General features: G+C 69.6%; 15 protein-coding genes and 1 tRNA gene. 14 read left to right on the top strand and 2 right to left on the bottom strand.

From position 1 onward, the window contains the following. Positions 1-91: 91 nt before the first annotated feature. From ACTMTU_RS25085 to ACTMTU_RS25040, 10 genes are all read left to right on the top strand, one after another. Positions 92-1,474: a membrane-associated oxidoreductase gene (locus ACTMTU_RS25085; protein WP_441265735.1), complete on the top strand. Its 1,383-nt coding sequence runs from the start codon at positions 92-94 to the stop codon at positions 1,472-1,474. After that, complete coding sequence (locus ACTMTU_RS25080) at positions 1,471-3,777, top strand: cell division protein FtsK (RefSeq protein WP_441265734.1); 2,307 nt, start codon at positions 1,471-1,473, stop codon at positions 3,775-3,777. The genes ACTMTU_RS25085 and ACTMTU_RS25080 overlap by 4 nt, the downstream gene beginning before the upstream one ends. 53 nt (positions 3,778-3,830) lie before the next feature. After that, complete coding sequence (locus ACTMTU_RS25075; RefSeq protein WP_441265733.1) at positions 3,831-4,082, top strand: hypothetical protein; 252 nt, start codon at positions 3,831-3,833, stop codon at positions 4,080-4,082. 161 nt (positions 4,083-4,243) lie between these two features. Beyond that, positions 4,244-4,435 (top strand): hypothetical protein, encoded by a 192-nt coding sequence (locus ACTMTU_RS25070; protein WP_441265732.1) that lies wholly within the window; start codon positions 4,244-4,246, stop codon positions 4,433-4,435. 11 nt (positions 4,436-4,446) lie between these two features. Next, positions 4,447-5,049 carry a hypothetical protein gene (locus tag ACTMTU_RS25065; protein WP_441265731.1) on the top strand — a complete coding sequence of 201 codons (603 nt, stop codon included), beginning with the start codon at positions 4,447-4,449 and terminating at the stop codon, positions 5,047-5,049. Between the two features lie 2 nt (positions 5,050-5,051). Next, positions 5,052-5,519 carry a hypothetical protein gene (locus ACTMTU_RS25060; RefSeq protein WP_441265730.1) on the top strand — a complete coding sequence of 156 codons (468 nt, stop codon included), beginning with the start codon at positions 5,052-5,054 and terminating at the stop codon, positions 5,517-5,519. A gap of 84 nt (positions 5,520-5,603) precedes the next feature. Then, a complete protein-coding gene (locus tag ACTMTU_RS25055; protein ID WP_441265729.1) occupies positions 5,604-6,500 on the top strand; it encodes a bifunctional DNA primase/polymerase in 897 nt (298 codons plus the stop codon). Next, positions 6,497-7,660, top strand: a complete 1,164-nt coding sequence (locus ACTMTU_RS25050; protein WP_441265728.1) for an AAA family ATPase — start codon at positions 6,497-6,499, stop codon at positions 7,658-7,660. Before ACTMTU_RS25055 ends, ACTMTU_RS25050 begins: the two co-directional genes overlap by 4 nt. Next, a complete protein-coding gene (locus tag ACTMTU_RS25045; RefSeq protein ID WP_441265727.1) occupies positions 7,657-7,866 on the top strand; it encodes a helix-turn-helix transcriptional regulator in 210 nt (69 codons plus the stop codon). The genes ACTMTU_RS25050 and ACTMTU_RS25045 overlap by 4 nt, the downstream gene beginning before the upstream one ends. After that, the gene (locus ACTMTU_RS25040) at positions 7,863-9,215 is read left to right on the top strand and encodes a tyrosine-type recombinase/integrase (protein ID WP_441265726.1); all 1,353 of its coding nucleotides are present in this window, start codon (positions 7,863-7,865) and stop codon (positions 9,213-9,215) included. Before ACTMTU_RS25045 ends, ACTMTU_RS25040 begins: the two co-directional genes overlap by 4 nt. 1,466 nt (positions 9,216-10,681) lie before the next feature. On the opposite strand, the gene ACTMTU_RS25035 is transcribed toward ACTMTU_RS25040, so the two are convergent. Then, a tRNA-Tyr gene (locus tag ACTMTU_RS25035) sits at positions 10,682-10,763 on the bottom strand. A 194-nt stretch (positions 10,764-10,957) separates the two neighbouring features. Between ACTMTU_RS25035 and ACTMTU_RS25030 the strand changes: the two genes are divergently transcribed. The 3 genes from ACTMTU_RS25030 to ACTMTU_RS25020 all read left to right on the top strand — a co-directional run bounded on the left by ACTMTU_RS25030 (position 10,958) and on the right by ACTMTU_RS25020 (position 12,853). Next, a complete protein-coding gene (locus ACTMTU_RS25030) occupies positions 10,958-11,446 on the top strand; it encodes a YajQ family cyclic di-GMP-binding protein (protein ID WP_189466956.1) in 489 nt (162 codons plus the stop codon). A gap of 218 nt (positions 11,447-11,664) precedes the next feature. After that, the gene (locus tag ACTMTU_RS25025) at positions 11,665-12,186 is read left to right on the top strand and encodes a methylated-DNA--[protein]-cysteine S-methyltransferase (protein WP_441265725.1); all 522 of its coding nucleotides are present in this window, start codon (positions 11,665-11,667) and stop codon (positions 12,184-12,186) included. 13 nt (positions 12,187-12,199) lie between these two features. Beyond that, entirely contained in the window at positions 12,200-12,853 is a 654-nt protein-coding gene (locus tag ACTMTU_RS25020) for an alpha-ketoglutarate-dependent dioxygenase AlkB family protein (RefSeq protein WP_441265724.1), read from the top strand. 24 nt (positions 12,854-12,877) lie between these two features. Here the strand turns inward: ACTMTU_RS25020 and ACTMTU_RS25015 are convergent, their stop codons facing one another. Next, positions 12,878-13,147: a GlsB/YeaQ/YmgE family stress response membrane protein gene (locus tag ACTMTU_RS25015; RefSeq protein WP_441265723.1), complete on the bottom strand. Its 270-nt coding sequence runs from the start codon at positions 13,145-13,147 to the stop codon at positions 12,878-12,880. Between the two features lie 85 nt (positions 13,148-13,232). On the opposite strand from ACTMTU_RS25015, the gene ACTMTU_RS25010 reads away from it, so the two are divergent. Then, complete coding sequence (locus tag ACTMTU_RS25010) at positions 13,233-14,507, top strand: APC family permease (protein WP_441265722.1); 1,275 nt, start codon at positions 13,233-13,235, stop codon at positions 14,505-14,507. The last annotated feature ends 36 nt before the right edge of the window (positions 14,508-14,543 follow it).

Here is a 14,543-nt window from a genome sequence, read left to right as displayed (position 1 = left end):
CACACGTGGTGCGTCCCCAGATGTTTGAGCAGCGACAGCAGTCATCAGCCAGCCGGCGGGCCGGTAGACGGTGGCGGGTAGCGTCCCACACGTGGAAATCGTCGACCTGACCCCTCTCGAGTCCCGCATCCGGCACGCTTTCGCACGAGGCGAACCGGTGGACACGCGCCAGGAGCACAGCGACCCGGACCGTCCTGGCGAGCCGCACCGTCCGGGCACCGCGGGGCCACCTGTAAGAGCCGCCGTGTTGCGCGGCCTGTTGCTCTCCGGCGCCGCAGAGAGCGGGGAGATACCCGCGCTGCGCCTCACCGGCGCGACCGTCACCGGCCGGCTCGACCTCGCGTACGCCGAGATCCCCTATCTCGTCCAGTTCGCGGATTTCGAGCAGACGCCCGATCTCAGCGGCGCCCAGGCACGCCAAGTCATCTTGCGCGCGTGCCGTTTGCCCGCGTTCACCGCGACGGGCCTCCGTGTCGAGGGCGACCTCGCGTTTGCCGACTGCCATGTCTCCGGCCCGCTCCGGCTGGGGCATGCCCGCGTCGAGGGCAACATCAGCGCCCCGCGCCTGGTGGCACATGGCGAGGTCGTTATGGAGGCGGCCCAGGTAGCTTGCGCCCTCGACCTCGAAGACGCGCGGCTGCACAACCCAGGAGGCCACGCGCTCAACGCTCCCAGCCTCAGTCTCGGCACCCTCCTCAACGCGGGTGGCCTGGACGCGGACGGCAAAGTCAGACTCACGGGCGCCAGAGTGGGCGGATGGATCTCCTTCATCGAGGCGCGGCTGCACAATCCCGGAGGAGTCGCCCTGGGTATCAGCAGTTGCGAGGCCCGCCAGCTCACCCTCCGCGACGCGCAGCCCATCACGGGCGAGGTCAGGTTGCACCACTCAGCCTTCAAGACGATCGAGGCCGATCCGGCGGTGTGGCCCGAGGCGGTACGGCTGGAGGGGCTGGTCTATGACTCGCTCTCGCCCCGGCTACCTGCCGTCCGGCGGCTGCCCCTCCTGGAGCGTGACCGAGACGGCTTTGCACCGCACAGATATGAACAACTTGCCCTCGCCTACCGCGGGGCGGGCGAGGACGCCGAGGCACGGACCGTACTACTCACTGCACAGCGCAGAAACCGCCGGACCCTGCCCTGGCCCGCCAGGCTGTGGGGACACCTCCAGGACGTGACCGTCGGATACGGCTTCCGCCCTGCCCGCGCGGTGGCCTGGTTGCTGGCGCTGCTGCTGCTCGGCACCGTCGCCTACGGGCTCCACGAGCCGCCACGAGCCGATCCGGGCAAGGGGCCACAGTTCAACGCCCTTGTCTATACAGCAGACCTGCTGCTACCGATCGTCGACTTCGGGCAGGAGAAAGCGTTCACTCCCACTGACGCCTATCAGTGGCTGGCCGCCCTTCTGATCGCAGCGGGGTGGGTCTTCGTCACTACCGTCGCCGCTGGCGTCACGCGCAGCCTCAAGCGTCAGTGAAGCACCCCGATGACGAGAACGAACTCTTCAACCGACTCGAAGCCGAGATGAGCGCCGACTCCGGCGCGGATGTGGTCGATCTCGGCAAGGCCCGGTCGGCCCGGACCGAGTCGGCCGACCGGTCGCCCGACGCATCCCCCGGCTCCCGCCCCGTCGGGTCGGGAAGCGCGTTGCCCGACGCGGAGACGGTCCGGGTCGATGCGATGGTGCCGACCGAGTCGGGTCCGGGTCTGCTGGAGCGGATCAAGGGCTCCAAGCGCCTGGACGTGATCCCGGTGTGGATGAAGTCGGGCGAGGAGTTCAAGGACGCGGCCGGATGGATCGCCGGGCACGTCGGCCACACCGTCGCCTTCCACGCGGTGCGGGTGCCGTTCCTCTACGCCCCCAAGCTCGTGGTGCCTGCCCCACGCGGCGTGGTCAACACGCTGGGCAAGGTGGGCCGCTGGGCGGTGGATGCCGAGGGCGAGCCGCTGCGCCAGGCAGAGGCCCGACGGGAGAACTCCGAGCTGTACCTGAAGCTGTCCAAGCAGCGTGACCGCAGGGTGCGGCTGCGGATGCTACTCACGGCCGTGGGCGGGCTCGGCTCACTGGTCGCCGTGCTCTACCTCGTCTACGGCGCTCAGCCGTTGACGCAGATCATCGCCGCCATCGCGGCCGTGCTCGGCTTCGGCTGGGTAGGAGCGCCGGCGGACGCGCCGCTGTCGACGCGGGCGGTCATCAAGACCGAGGTGCAGAAGCTGACCAGCGACATCGTGGTCAAGGCCATGGCCTCCATCGGCATCGGGCAGATCGCCTCCGCAGTGGCCAAGGGCCAGGACGGCATCAAGTTCGCTTCCCCGATCACGCGCGAGGGGCCGGGCTGGCGCGCGGACATCGACCTGCCTCTCGGGGTCACGGTCGCCGATGTCGCCGACCGGCGCGCGCGGCTGGCGTCGGGTCTGCGTCGTCCGCTCGGCTGTGTGTGGCCGGACGCCGACCCGAACGAGCACGAGGGGCGGCTCATCCTGTGGGTGGGGGACCGGGATCTGTCCAAGACGGGCATCGTCAAGTGGCAGCTCGCGAACGCGAGTCGGCACGACATCTTCAAGCGCATCCCGTTCGGGATCGACCCGCGCGGCCGGGCGCAGTCGGTGCCGATGATCCAGCACAACGCGCTCATCGGCTCGCTGCCCGGCCAGGGCAAGACCAGCTCCGTGCGTGTGCTCGCCTGCGGGGCCGCGCTGGACCCGTCCGTGGAGCTGTGGCTCCACGAGAACAAGGGCACCGGTGACCTGGACTCGCTCGAGTGCGTGTCCCACCGGTTCGTCTCCGGCATCGATGACGAGTCGGTGCAGTACGCGGCCGACTCCCTGGCGCTCCTGCGCGAGGAGGTCATGCGCCGGGCCAAGGCGATCAAGAAGCTCCCGCGGGACCTGTGCCCGGACAAGCGGATCACCCGGCAGATCGCCGACAAGCGCTCGCTCAAGCTCTGGCCGCTGGTTGCCGTGTTCGACGAGTGCCAGAACGTCTTCGCCCACCCCAAGTACGGCAAGCAGGCCGGCGAGGATGCCGAGTTCATCATCAAACTGGGACGCGCCCTCGGGGTCATGCTCGTCCTCGCCACGCAGCGGCCGGACAAGGACTCGCTGCCGACCGGGATCAGCGGCAACGTGTCCATCCGGTTCTGCCTCAAAGTCGCAGGCCAGGTCGAGAACGACATGATCCTCGGCACCTCCTCGTACAAGAACGGCGTGCGCGCCACCCAGTTCCGGCCCGAGATCGACGCCGGAAACGGCTACCTCAAGGGCGCCACCACTCTCCCGGTCGTGGTGCGCACCGCCTACCTGGACGACCCGGCCACCAACGCCATCGCCCAGCGCGCCCTTGCCCTGCGCAAGGCCGAGGGCACCCTGTCCGGCCACGCGCTCGGAGAGGACACCGAGCAGGCCAAAGGCCCTCCTACGACCTGCTCGCCGACATCGCCGCCGTCGTCCCTGAGAGCGAGGAGCGGGTGTGGAACGAGCGGATCGCACTGCGCCTGGCGGAGCTGCGGCCCGAGGTCTACGGCGGCTGGAAGGGCGAGAACGTCACATCCGCGCTCAAGCCGCACGGCATCAAGACCCGCGACGTCGCCGGCACCACCGACGACGGAGCCCGTACCACCCGGCGCGGCATCGTCCGCGCCGACCTCACCAAGAAGATTGCGGAGCGTGACCAAAACCGGGGCGCCGCATAGCCCCATCGGGCCGCTACCGGTAGCAGGGTCACCTGCTACCGGTAGCACCCCCGCTAGCGCCCCAAACCGGGCTTCATCAGCGATCTAGCGGAAAGCACCCCACCTGCGCAAACGCCGGAAACCACCCTGGGAGGGCCCCCGATGACCCCCATCGCCCTTGCTATCGCCTGCCTGCTCAGCGTCACGCTTGGTTACGTCGGAATGTGTGCAGCGGCGCCGTTCGGACCGTGCCGCAGGTGCCGCGGCTTCGGCTTCGAGATGAAGACCGACCGCAAAGGACAGCTCAAGCGCGGCAAGAACTGCCGCCGCTGCAAGGCCACCGGCCGCCGCATACGCATCGGCCGCTGGATCTTCAACCGCGCCCAGCGCCTGTACCGCGAAGGCACCCGCTGACCCCGGACATGAAGGGGCCGACGGTGCCCGTCATGAGACGTACCCCGCTCCGAGCAGGAGCTAGGCGGGCGCACCGTCGGCCGAAGACCGCGAGCTTGCCAGCACCCGCGGTGCCCGCACCCTATCCGCCGTCATCGACCCACCGTCAAAGGAGTTTCCGCATGGCCGTCACGGTCTCGCTCGTCGCCCTGTTCGGGCTGGTCCTGTTCTTCCTGCTCCGCTCCAAGACCCTCGGCTACGGCTCCGCGTTCGTCGCCGCAGCGTTCGGGTTCTTCCTCGCCTCCACCGGAGCGTCCGGCCCCATCAACCAGCTCACCACCGCTGTCATCGACGCCATCCAACAGATCAGCTGAGGAGAGACGCGATGAACCAGCCCATCACCGTCCCCCACCCGCTCGCCCTCGCGCTGCCCAAGGTCGCGCCTGCCGTCGCCACATCCAGCGTGCTCATCCTCGGCAGGATCTGGAACGCGAACGGCGCCGAACACTCCGTCGGCAACGCCGCCCTGATGATCGTCCTCGCCACCGGAGCAGCGGCGGCCGGCGCCTGCGCGAGCATCGGCCGGGCCGGTGACGGAGTCCTCGCCGGAACATGCTTCGCCGCGTCCGGAGGGCTCGCCCTCGCCGGGGTCGCCGGATACGCCGACGGCATCTCGCTCCCGCTGCTGCTGTGGGCGCTCGCCACCGCCGTCGCCTACGGGCTCGCCGCCCGCTACTGGCGCACCGACCGCCGCGACACCGTGACCTTCGAGCGGCGCATGTCGGAGAAGCGCGAGGACCACAGCCACATCGAGCGCATCGAGGCCATGCGGTCGCGCACGCAGATCGAGGTGGCCCGCGAGGGCGCGGCCTACGCCACTGCGCTCGCCGAAGCCATGACCGCCCGCGCCATGCTCCCCGGCTTCGACCCGACGGAACTCACCCGCGCGGGACTGCCCGAACTGCCCACCACACCCAAGGAGAACTGACCATGTTCGAGATCCGGATCATCTGCGACCCCGCCGACACGGACCGCGTGACCAAGACGCTTACCGAAGCCTTCGCGACCGGGCCCGTGCGCCAGTACGCCACCCGCGACGGTGACCGTGCCCGGCTCTACATCACGGCCGACCACTTCAGCGACGGCGAGCCCGAGCCGGAGGTGTGGCCAACGCCGGAGGAGGCGTACGCGCTCGCCCCGAGCATCATCAGCGAGATCGGGTGGACCGCCAACGAGGCCATCGGCCGGCCGACCTACGGATGGCTCGGGCGCGAGTTCTGGCTCCGCAAGGCCGCCGTCCTGGACCGCATCGCCCTCACCGACGACGCCCCCGGCGACGCGGGCGAGGTGGCGATCGAGGCCGCTCGCCGCGTGATGGACCTGGACGACCGGGCCGACGTGGAAGACCCGCGCGGCTACGTCCGCCAGCAGTACGCCCACTGGGCCAAGACCAAGTAGCTACGCCCGAGGCGGGCGCCTCTCACCACAAGACCGCGCCCGCCTCGGCTTCCTGCCCCTTCGAAGAAACAGGAGACACCCAGAATGCCTCAAGCCGAACGCTCCGCGCTGCCCCACGCCGCGCTGGACGCTGCCGCGCGCGGCTGGCACGTCTTCCCGCTCCGGCCCGGCGACAAGCGCCCCGCCATCACCGACTGGGAGACCCGCGCCACCACCGACGCCGGACGCATCGCCCGGTGCTGGACCCACGCCCCGTACAACATCGGCCTGGCCACCGGCCCGTCCAGGCTGGTCGTCATCGACCTCGACATGCCCAAGAGCCCGGACGACGCCGCGCCGGCCGACTGGGCACTGCCCGGCGTGACCAGCGGTGCCGACGTCCTCGCCGTTCTCTGCGAGCGCCACAACCAGCCCTATCCGGGCGACACGTTCACCGTGCGGACCTGGAGTGGCGGCACCCACCTGTACTTCACCGCGCCTGAGGGCGAGCAGCTGCGCAACACCAGCGGCGACAAGGGCAACGGGCTCGGCTGGAAGGTCGACACCCGTGCTCACGGCGGTTACGTCGTCGCCCCGGGCAGCACTGTCGCCGATCGCCCGTACGAGACCGTGCGCGACGCCCCTGTCGCGCCGTTGCCCGGATGGCTCGCTGAGCTGCTGCGCCCTGCGCCGCTGCCGCCGCAGACACCCGTCACGGTCGCCCTCACCGCGGACCGGCGAGGAAAGTGGCTGCGGGCCGCCGTCAACGGGGAGCTGGAGCGCGTCAGCCGCGCCGTGGAAGGCGAACGGAACAAGACCCTCTACATCGCCGCCGTCGCGCTCGGGCAGCTGGTCGCCGGGGGCGAGCTGGGCGAAGCCGAGGTGACTGAGTGGCTGTGCGCCGCCGCGCTCAACATCGGTCAGGGCGAGCGTGAGGCCCGGCGCACGATCGGCTCCGGCCTGCGCGCCGGTGCCCACCGTCCGAGGACGGTCGCCGCATGAGCGCCAACCCGATCCCGCCGCTGCATCTGTACTCCGTCCCCAGCGACGGCGACACGCAGCCCGCGCCCGCCGCGCTGCCGAAGCGGGAGCGTCCCCGCACCGCATGGACCGCGGACCAGCTCATGGCAGCGCACTTTCCCGAGCCGAAATGGGCCGTGCCCGGCATCCTCGCCGAGGGGGTGAGCCTGCTCGCCGGACCGCCGAAGGTGGGCAAGTCCTGGCTGTCCCTCGGGCTCGGGCTCGCCGTCGCCGCCGGCAGTAAGGCGTTCGACTCCGTCCCCGTACAAGGCGGCCCCGTGCTCTACCTCTCCCTGGAAGACACCCCCCGCCGGTTGCAGACCCGCATGGGCAAGCTGCTCGGGGGACAGAAGGCCCCGGCCGGGCTCACGCTCGTGACCGAGTGCCCGCCCTTCCCCCAGGGCGGGGCGGAAGCCATCTCGCAATGGCTGGACCGCAATCCGGATGCCCGCATGGTCGTCATCGACGTGTTCGCCAAGATGCGCGGCCAAGCCCCACAGGGCGTGTCCGCCTACGACGCCGACTATCACGCCGTCGGCTTCGCCAAGCGGATCGCGGACCACTACGGCATCGCCGTCGTCCTCGTCCACCACGTCCGCAAGGCAGGCTCCGAGGACTTCCTCGCCGAGGTCTCCGGCACCAACGGCATCGCCGGAGCCGCCGACGCCACCCTCGTCCTCAAACGCGCCCGAGGACAGGCCGACGGCATCCTGCACGTCACCGGCCGCGACGTGAACGAAGCCGAATACGCCCTCCAGTTCCAAGACGCCTCCGGCGCCTGGCACCTCCTGGACGGACCGGTCTCCGACCACACGGTCGGCGACACCCGCGCCGCGATCCTCAAGCACGTCCGCGCCCACCCCGGCGCCAAACCGAAGGACATCGCCACGGCGCTGCCTCAGGTCGACATCGAGACGATCCGCCGCACCTGCTCCCGCATGGCTGCCGACGGACAACTCACCAGGGACGCGGGCGGCCGGTACTACCCGGACACCGGCACCCGGACAGAGACCGCAGAGGAGGTGTCCGGACTGTCCGGCTGTCCGGTTAACCCATCTGACCTGGGAGAACGACCCGGACAGTCAGAAATGGAGCTGTCCGGGCTGTCCGGTTCCGCAGAGGCTGACAAGGAGGCCCAATGACGACCACTGCCCGCCGTCGACGTCGGCCGGCCGACGAGTGGCTGCCCCTGACCGACGTGCTGAACGAGATCGGCATCACCCGCGCCACCTGGTACCGCTGGCGAAACCGCGGCTACGGCCCCGAGGTGCGGCGCCTGCCCAACGGCCATCTGCGCGTGCGCCGGAGCGCACTGGACGCCTTCCTCGAAGAACTGGAGATCGCGTGACCGACTGGAGTTACACCGTGCGGATCTGGAGCATCCGCAAGCGGCCATACCGCAAGCCGTTCCAGCTCCGGTGGCAGGTGGGAACTCGCCCGCACTCTGAGTCCTTTCTGACCGCTGGGCTCGCCGAGAGCCGTCGCGCGCAACTGATCACTGCGTCTCGTGCGGGTGAGCCGTTCGACGTTGTGACCGGGCTGCCCAAGTCGATGGTGCAGAAGGAGCGGGACATCTCCTGGTACCAGCACGCGAGGAACTACGTGGAATCGAAGTGGGACCACTCCCCCGCGACGACACGCCGGAATCTCGCCGAGGCGATGGCCACGGTCACCCTCGCGCTCGTGAAGGACACCAAGGGCATGGCCGATCACCGCGCGGTGCGGCGGGCGCTCTACAGCTGGGCGTTCAACGTAAAGCGGTGGGATGAGGAACTGCCGGCCGACGTGAAGGGCATCCTCGCCTGGATCGAGCGAAAGTCGGTTCCGGCGTCGTCCCTCTCGGATCGGCTGCTCGTTCGCAAAGCCCTGGACGCCTGCGCGCGGAGGCTGGATGGCAAGGCTGCGGCAGGGACCGTCATCGCACGGAAGCGGGCCATCTTCCATGCCGAGCTGCTGACCGAGAACCCCATTCCAACGGTCCGCTGGAAGGCACCGGAGCGTGTGGAAGAGGAGGTGGACCCCGCGTGCGTTCCGGACCCAGCGCACGCCGCCGCCCTCTTGGCCGGCGTCCGGGCGCAGGGAACCCGAGGACGTCACCTGGAAGCGTTCTTCGGCTGCATCTACTACGCCGCGTCTCGCCCCGGCGAGACGGTCGGGCTCAAGCTGCGGGACTGCGAACTGCCACGACGAGGCTGGGGAGTGCTGCGGCTGAACGAGAGCCGAGCGCGCTCGGGCACGGCCTGGACGGACAGCGGTGAGGCTCACGACCAGCGAGGGTTGAAGCACCGGTCACGCAAGGCGGTTCGGTACGTGCCGATACCGCCGGAGCTGGTGGCCCTGCTGCGCTGGCACGTCGTCCGGTTCGGCACGGCGCCGGACGGGCGCCTGTTCCGCACCGCACGCGGCGGCATGGTGCAGGAAAGCGGCTACGGCGAGGTCTGGGCCCGCGCACGCGCAGACGTGCTCAGCCCCGGTGAGCTGACTTCGAAGCTCGCCAAGCGGCCCTATGACCTTCGTCACGCGGCTGTCTCCACATGGCTCAGCTCAGGAGTGGAGCCCCAGCTCGTAGCCGAGCGCGCCGGCCACAGCGTCGCAGTGCTGTTCCGGGTATACGCGAAGTTCCTCAAGGGCGGCGACGATGCAGCCAATGCCAAAATCTCTGCCCGCTTGCGCCAGCACAACGCTCAGCACGGATAGTGCGGCGGCCCACGCATGAGCATGGCGGCTCCTGATTGCCTCCCGCGGTCAGGAGCCGCCTGTCCACGGAGACGGCGTGGGGCTGATGGGGATTCTAAGGTCGGCAGGGCCCGTGACCGTGAACCTCAACAGGTGGTCAATTGATCAGCCCGCACTCGAACTCGACGCAACCTTCGAGCGATTCGAGTCCCCAGGGAGCGACGGGAAATCTTGACCGTGTCCGAGGTGTCCGGTGTTGCCGGTCGTCAGGATGTCGCAGAGGATGCCGACCTCGACGGGGTAGCGGGAGTCCGGGGCCAGATCGACGCTTTAGCGGGGAGGGGGCGGAGGGGGCGCGGAATACTTCTCGCCCGTCTTGGCGTCGGTCAGGGGAGTCGTTGGGTCGAACCCGTCCACAAGAGGTTCCGCTGCCCTCGGGACGGGCGGGGTGGGAGCCTCCGGCTCGGGCGGGGTGGGGGCGTCCGGCTCCGCCACACGGGGGGCGACGAGGCAGCCAGTCTCGGCCGTGCAGCTCTTGTAAAGATCCTCCGAGGCTGTGCCCACCTGGTAGAGGGTCCTACTCCCGGGGCGCTGTAGTCGGAGATCCACCGTCCATGTGCTGTGAGTTCTGTCTAGGACGGCGTTGGCGACTACCCACCGCTCTCCATTGCCAGCTGTCGTCTCTGGCCCCAGTAGGCCCACTACGGCTGCTCCGGGCTGGAGGTTTTTGAATTTTCCCTCGAGATGCCACATCTCAGCTGGGGAGGGCAGCTTGGGATGGGGCTCGGACCACGCCCTCGTGATGGATGCCTCCTGCAAGACGTCATCGGTTTTTGGGGGCGGCGAGGGCGATTCTGAATCGGTTTTTGGGGGCGGCGGGGGCGGTTCTGAGTCGTCAGCACCGTTCGCCAGCAGGATGCCGACAATCGCTGCCACCGCAGTTACTACGGCGGCCAGCAGCGTCTGCCAGCTCTGCAGACGGCTGCTGCGAGACCTGCCGGGCGGGCCGTTCCCGTCTGGCTCACCCGTAGTTGTCGGCGGCTCCTGTCCCATGCAGCCACCTTGCATGGGTTCGCGATCAAGCAACCAGTCGCCACGCCGTCGGTGAACCCCATACGACGCCTGCCCCGTAGGCATCCATGAACGCCTTGACGTCGCTAGGCAGTGACGACCCCACGTAGCTCTCCACGTCGGCCCAGTCGTCCGGCGAGCACACACGCGGGATAGCTGGGCCGAGCAGCTGCTTCAACTCGTCGATCGCTGCCATCTGCGCGCCCCATTGACGTTCTCCGCTGGATGCAGCTCAACGCAGCGGCGGCGAAGCCTCTACCTGCAGGTGGGTGCTCGATAGCCGTCCACGCCCCGTCCACAACAGCTGGTAGAGAGCGTGCACGAACGAGACACAGGGAGACAGCCGGCCCTGTCGACGGCCCGACGACGATGGCCCCTGGCCTGCGTTTCCGCAGATCAGGGGCCATCTCTTCGCGTGGCGGCGCCAGGATTCGAACCTGGGTAGGCTAAGCCGACGGATTTACAGTCCGCTCCCATTGGCCACTCGGGCACACCGCCATGGGATGTCACCTGTGGAGGAACCGCTGTGGGGCGGTGCTCCGTGGCAACGACGTAAACGATACCTGATGGACCGGGGTGCTTCGCCACCGGATTGATCAGCGCCGGGGGCGGGTGCGGGTGGCTAGGCTTGACCGCGCGGTTCGGGGTGATCCGGCCGCACCCCACTCACCCGATACAAGGAGCCACAGGACATGGCCGACTCCAGTTTCGACATCGTCTCGAAGGTCGAGCGGCAGGAGGTCGACAACGCCCTCAACCAGGCCGCCAAGGAGATCTCGCAGCGCTACGACTTCAAGAACGTCGGTGCCTCGATCTCCTGGTCCGGCGAGAAGATCCTGATGCAGGCGAATTCCGAGGACCGCGTCAACGCGATCCTGGACGTCTTCCAGACCAAGCTGGTGAAGCGCGGCATCTCGCTGAAGGCCCTGGACGCCGGCGAGCCGCAGCTCTCCGGCAAGGAGTACAAGATCTTCGCCTCGATCGAGGAGGGCATCTCGCAGGAGAACGCCAAGAAGGTCGCAAAGATCATCCGCGACGAGGGCCCGAAGGGTGTCAAGGCGCAGGTCCAGGGTGACGAGCTGCGGGTCAGCTCGAAGAGCCGGGACGACCTCCAGGCCGTGCAGGCGCTGCTCAAGGGGCAGGACTTCGACTTCGCGCTGCAGTTCGTGAACTACCGCTGAAGTCTGCGGGCGCGCCGGGGCGACCGGGGGCGGAGCGGCGTGGCCGTTCCGCCCCCGCCCCGTGCCCGGGGTGGTGCGACCGACGACGAAGACGGCCGGCCCTCCCCTGCCGTGACGTCCGAATTCCGCCAGCCCCGACGGCCGCGGGGTCGCAGACTCGTAGGGGAAGGGCGGGCGAGAGCCCGCCGGACGGAACACCGCAAGGAGGAGCGCGCGCCATGACCGGAGCTCAGGAGACCGTCGTCTACGAGACCCTCGACAGCCCGCTGGGCGAGCTCCTGCTGGTGGGGCGGGCGTCGGGCACGGCCAAGGGCGGTACCGCGCTGGCCTCCCTCTCGCTGCCGGGGCAGAAGGGCCGCACGGTCGTCCAGGCCGGCTGGCGCCGCGACCCGGCGGCGTTCGAGGAGATCGGACGCCAGTTGTCGTCGTACTTCTCCGGCCGGCTGACCCGCTTCGAGATCGAGTACGCGGACGGCGGTACCGACTTTCAGCGCCGTGTCTGGAAGGCCCTGGAGGACGTCCCCTACGGGCGGACCACCACCTACAAGGAGATCGCCGCGCAGGTCGGGACTTCCGCGGTCGGTGTGCGGGCCGTGGGGACGGCGATCGGGCGCAATCCGCTGCTCGTGGTGCGCCCGTGCCACCGGGTGATCGGCGCGGACGGCGCCCTGCGGGGGTACGCGGGCGGTCTGGAATCGAAGGCGCGGCTCCTCGGGCTCGAGGGCGCACTGGCGCCGTGACGGAGCCGGTCCCATGAGCGGAGCACTGTTCCCCCGTGACCGGGCGGTCGTCGCCCCGGGCGCGGTGCATGTGCCCGGCTGGCTGCCCGTCGGCCGTCAGCGGGAGCTGGTGGACGCCTGCCGCGGCTGGGCCCGCGGGCCGGTACCGCTCCGGCACACCGTGCTGCCGGGCGGGGGCGTGATGTCGGTGCGGACGGTCTGTGTGGGCTGGCACTGGCAGCCGTACCGGTACTCCCGGACCGCGGACGACGTGAACGGTGCGCCGGTCGCGCCGTTTCCCGGATGGCTGGTGGAGCTGGGACGCGAGGCACTGATCGAGGCCTACGGGGAGCATCAGGGGTACACCCCCGACACCGCGCTGATCAACTTCTACGACGGCGCGGCCCGGATGGGGATGCACCAGGACAGGGAGGAGCGGTCAGGTGCTCCGGTGGTCTCCCTGAGCATCGGCGACTCGTGCGTGTTCCGGTTCGGGAACACGCGGACCAGGGGACGTCCGTACACGGACGTGGAGCTGGCGTCCGGCGACCTGTTCGTCTTCGGCGGCCCTTCCCGCTACGCCTATCACGGCGTGCCGAAGGTGCTTCCGGCCACGGCCGATCCTGCGACCGGCATGAACGGCGGCCGTCTGAACATCACTTTGCGCGAGACCGGACTGGCGGGCTGATCCCGCGCGGGCGGCAGGCGGGATTCAGCGCGAACGCGAGTGGCCGAACAGGATCCGGTACGCGATCAGCAGGACGAGCGCGCCGCCGACGGCCGCGATCCATGTCGGCCCGTCGTAGAACTGGTTGGCGATCTCCCGGTCCAGGTAACGGGAGGATATCCAGCCGCCGATGAAGGCTCCGGCGACACCAATGAGCGTGGTGCCGACCAGCCCGCCGGGGTCGCGGCCGGGCAGCAGGATCTTGGCTATCGCTCCGGCCAGCAGTCCGAGAACGATCCAGCCGATGATGCTCATCGAACGACCTGCCTTTCCTGGGGTGTTGTTGTCGGGGACGTGCACCGGCGGGGCAGCGGTTGCGGTGATCAGTAGGGTGCGGCGTATGACACAGGAGTTGCGACGGTCGCTGGGGGTCTTCGACGCCGTTGTGATCGGCCTCGGATCGATGATCGGTGCGGGTATCTTCGCGGCTCTCGCACCGGCGGCGCGGGCTGCCGGTTCCGCCCTGCTGCTCGGTCTTGCCCTCGCGGCAGTGGTGGCCTACTGCAACGCCATGTCGTCGGCACGCCTGGCCTCCTTGTACCCCGCGTCAGGCGGCACTTATGTGTACGGACGGGAGCGGCTGGGAGAGTTCTGGGGGTACTTGGCAGGCTGGGCGTTCGTGGTCGGTAAGACGGCTTCGTGCGCGGCGATGGCTCTGACCGTCGGCGCGTACGCCTGGCCGGAGCACGCGAACGCGGTGGCGGTCGCCGCGGTGGTGGCGCTGACTGCCCTGAATTACGGCGGTGTTCAGAAGTCGGCGTGGCTGACGCGGCTGATCGTGGCTGTGGTGCTGGCGGTTCTCACGGCGGTCGTGGTGGTCTCCCTCGGTAGCGGGCATGCGCGGTTCGGGCACTTGGAGCCGACGGGTGATGCGTCGGCCGGCGGCGTGCTCCAGGCGGCGGGCCTGCTGTTCTTCGCGTTCGCCGGGTACGCGCGGATCACCACGCTGGGCGAGGAGGTCCGGGATCCGGCTCGCACCATCCCGCGGGCCGTGCCGCTGGCACTCGGCATCGCGCTGGTCGTCTATGTGTGTGTCGCTGTCGCCGTCCTCTCTGTGCTGGGTGCCGAGGGGCTCGGGCAGGCGGCGGCGCCGCTCGCCGAGGCCGTGCGTGCCGCGGGGGTCCCATGGCTGGCGCCGGTGGTGCGTGTGGGTGCCGCAGTGGCGGCGCTCGGGTCGTTGCTCGCTCTGATTCTCGGCGTCTCGAGGACGACGCTCGCGATGGCCCGCGACGGCCATCTGCCGGGAGCACTGGCCGCCGTTCATCCGCGGTTCCAGGTGCCGCACCGCGCGGAGGTCGCTGTGGGGGTCGTCGTCGCGGTGGTGGCGGCGACAGTGGACCTGCGCGGGGCGATCGGCTTCTCGTCGTTCGGTGTACTCGTCTACTACACAATCGCCAACGCCTCGGCCTGGACGCTGGGTTCCGGACGGCCCGGGGATACACCCGTTCGAGTGCTCTGGACCGTGCGGCTGACGGCCGGATGCGGGGTGGCGGGATGCCTGGCGCTGGCGTTCTCGCTGCCGCTGACGTCCGTGATCACCGGGGCTGCGGTGCTCGCCGGGGGCGCGGCACTGTACGCGGCGCGGAACGGCGCTCGGGCGGCTCGTGACCGCTGATCAGCGGCCGCCGACGGGGCGGCGTGGGTGTCGCCT

This window comes from Streptomyces sp. OZ13, from assembly GCF_052068155.1.
In the GTDB taxonomy this organism is placed as follows: Bacteria; Actinomycetota; Actinomycetes; order Streptomycetales; family Streptomycetaceae; genus Streptomyces.
The sequence above is the reverse complement of the archived record's forward strand: the minus strand, read 5'-3'. Positions and strand labels throughout refer to the sequence as shown.

Bases quoted from the DNA above. Each gene is read 5' to 3' on its own strand.
- ACTMTU_RS25025 (WP_441265725.1), top strand. From the start codon at position 11,665: ATGACCGGAGCTCAGGAGACCGTCGTCTACGAGACCCTCGACAGCCCG.
- ACTMTU_RS25030 (WP_189466956.1), top strand. From the start codon at position 10,958: ATGGCCGACTCCAGTTTCGACATCGTCTCGAAGGTCGAGCGGCAGGAG.
- ACTMTU_RS25060 (WP_441265730.1), top strand. From the start codon at position 5,052: ATGTTCGAGATCCGGATCATCTGCGACCCCGCCGACACGGACCGCGTG.
- ACTMTU_RS25075 (WP_441265733.1), top strand. From the start codon at position 3,831: ATGACCCCCATCGCCCTTGCTATCGCCTGCCTGCTCAGCGTCACGCTT.
- ACTMTU_RS25010 (WP_441265722.1), top strand. From the start codon at position 13,233: ATGACACAGGAGTTGCGACGGTCGCTGGGGGTCTTCGACGCCGTTGTG.
- ACTMTU_RS25055 (WP_441265729.1), top strand. From the start codon at position 5,604: ATGCCTCAAGCCGAACGCTCCGCGCTGCCCCACGCCGCGCTGGACGCT.
- ACTMTU_RS25020 (WP_441265724.1), top strand. From the start codon at position 12,200: ATGAGCGGAGCACTGTTCCCCCGTGACCGGGCGGTCGTCGCCCCGGGC.
- ACTMTU_RS25070 (WP_441265732.1), top strand. From the start codon at position 4,244: ATGGCCGTCACGGTCTCGCTCGTCGCCCTGTTCGGGCTGGTCCTGTTC.
- ACTMTU_RS25050 (WP_441265728.1), top strand. From the start codon at position 6,497: ATGAGCGCCAACCCGATCCCGCCGCTGCATCTGTACTCCGTCCCCAGC.
- ACTMTU_RS25045 (WP_441265727.1), top strand. From the start codon at position 7,657: ATGACGACCACTGCCCGCCGTCGACGTCGGCCGGCCGACGAGTGGCTG.
- ACTMTU_RS25015 (WP_441265723.1), bottom strand. From the start codon at position 13,147: ATGAGCATCATCGGCTGGATCGTTCTCGGACTGCTGGCCGGAGCGATA.
- ACTMTU_RS25065 (WP_441265731.1), top strand. From the start codon at position 4,447: ATGAACCAGCCCATCACCGTCCCCCACCCGCTCGCCCTCGCGCTGCCC.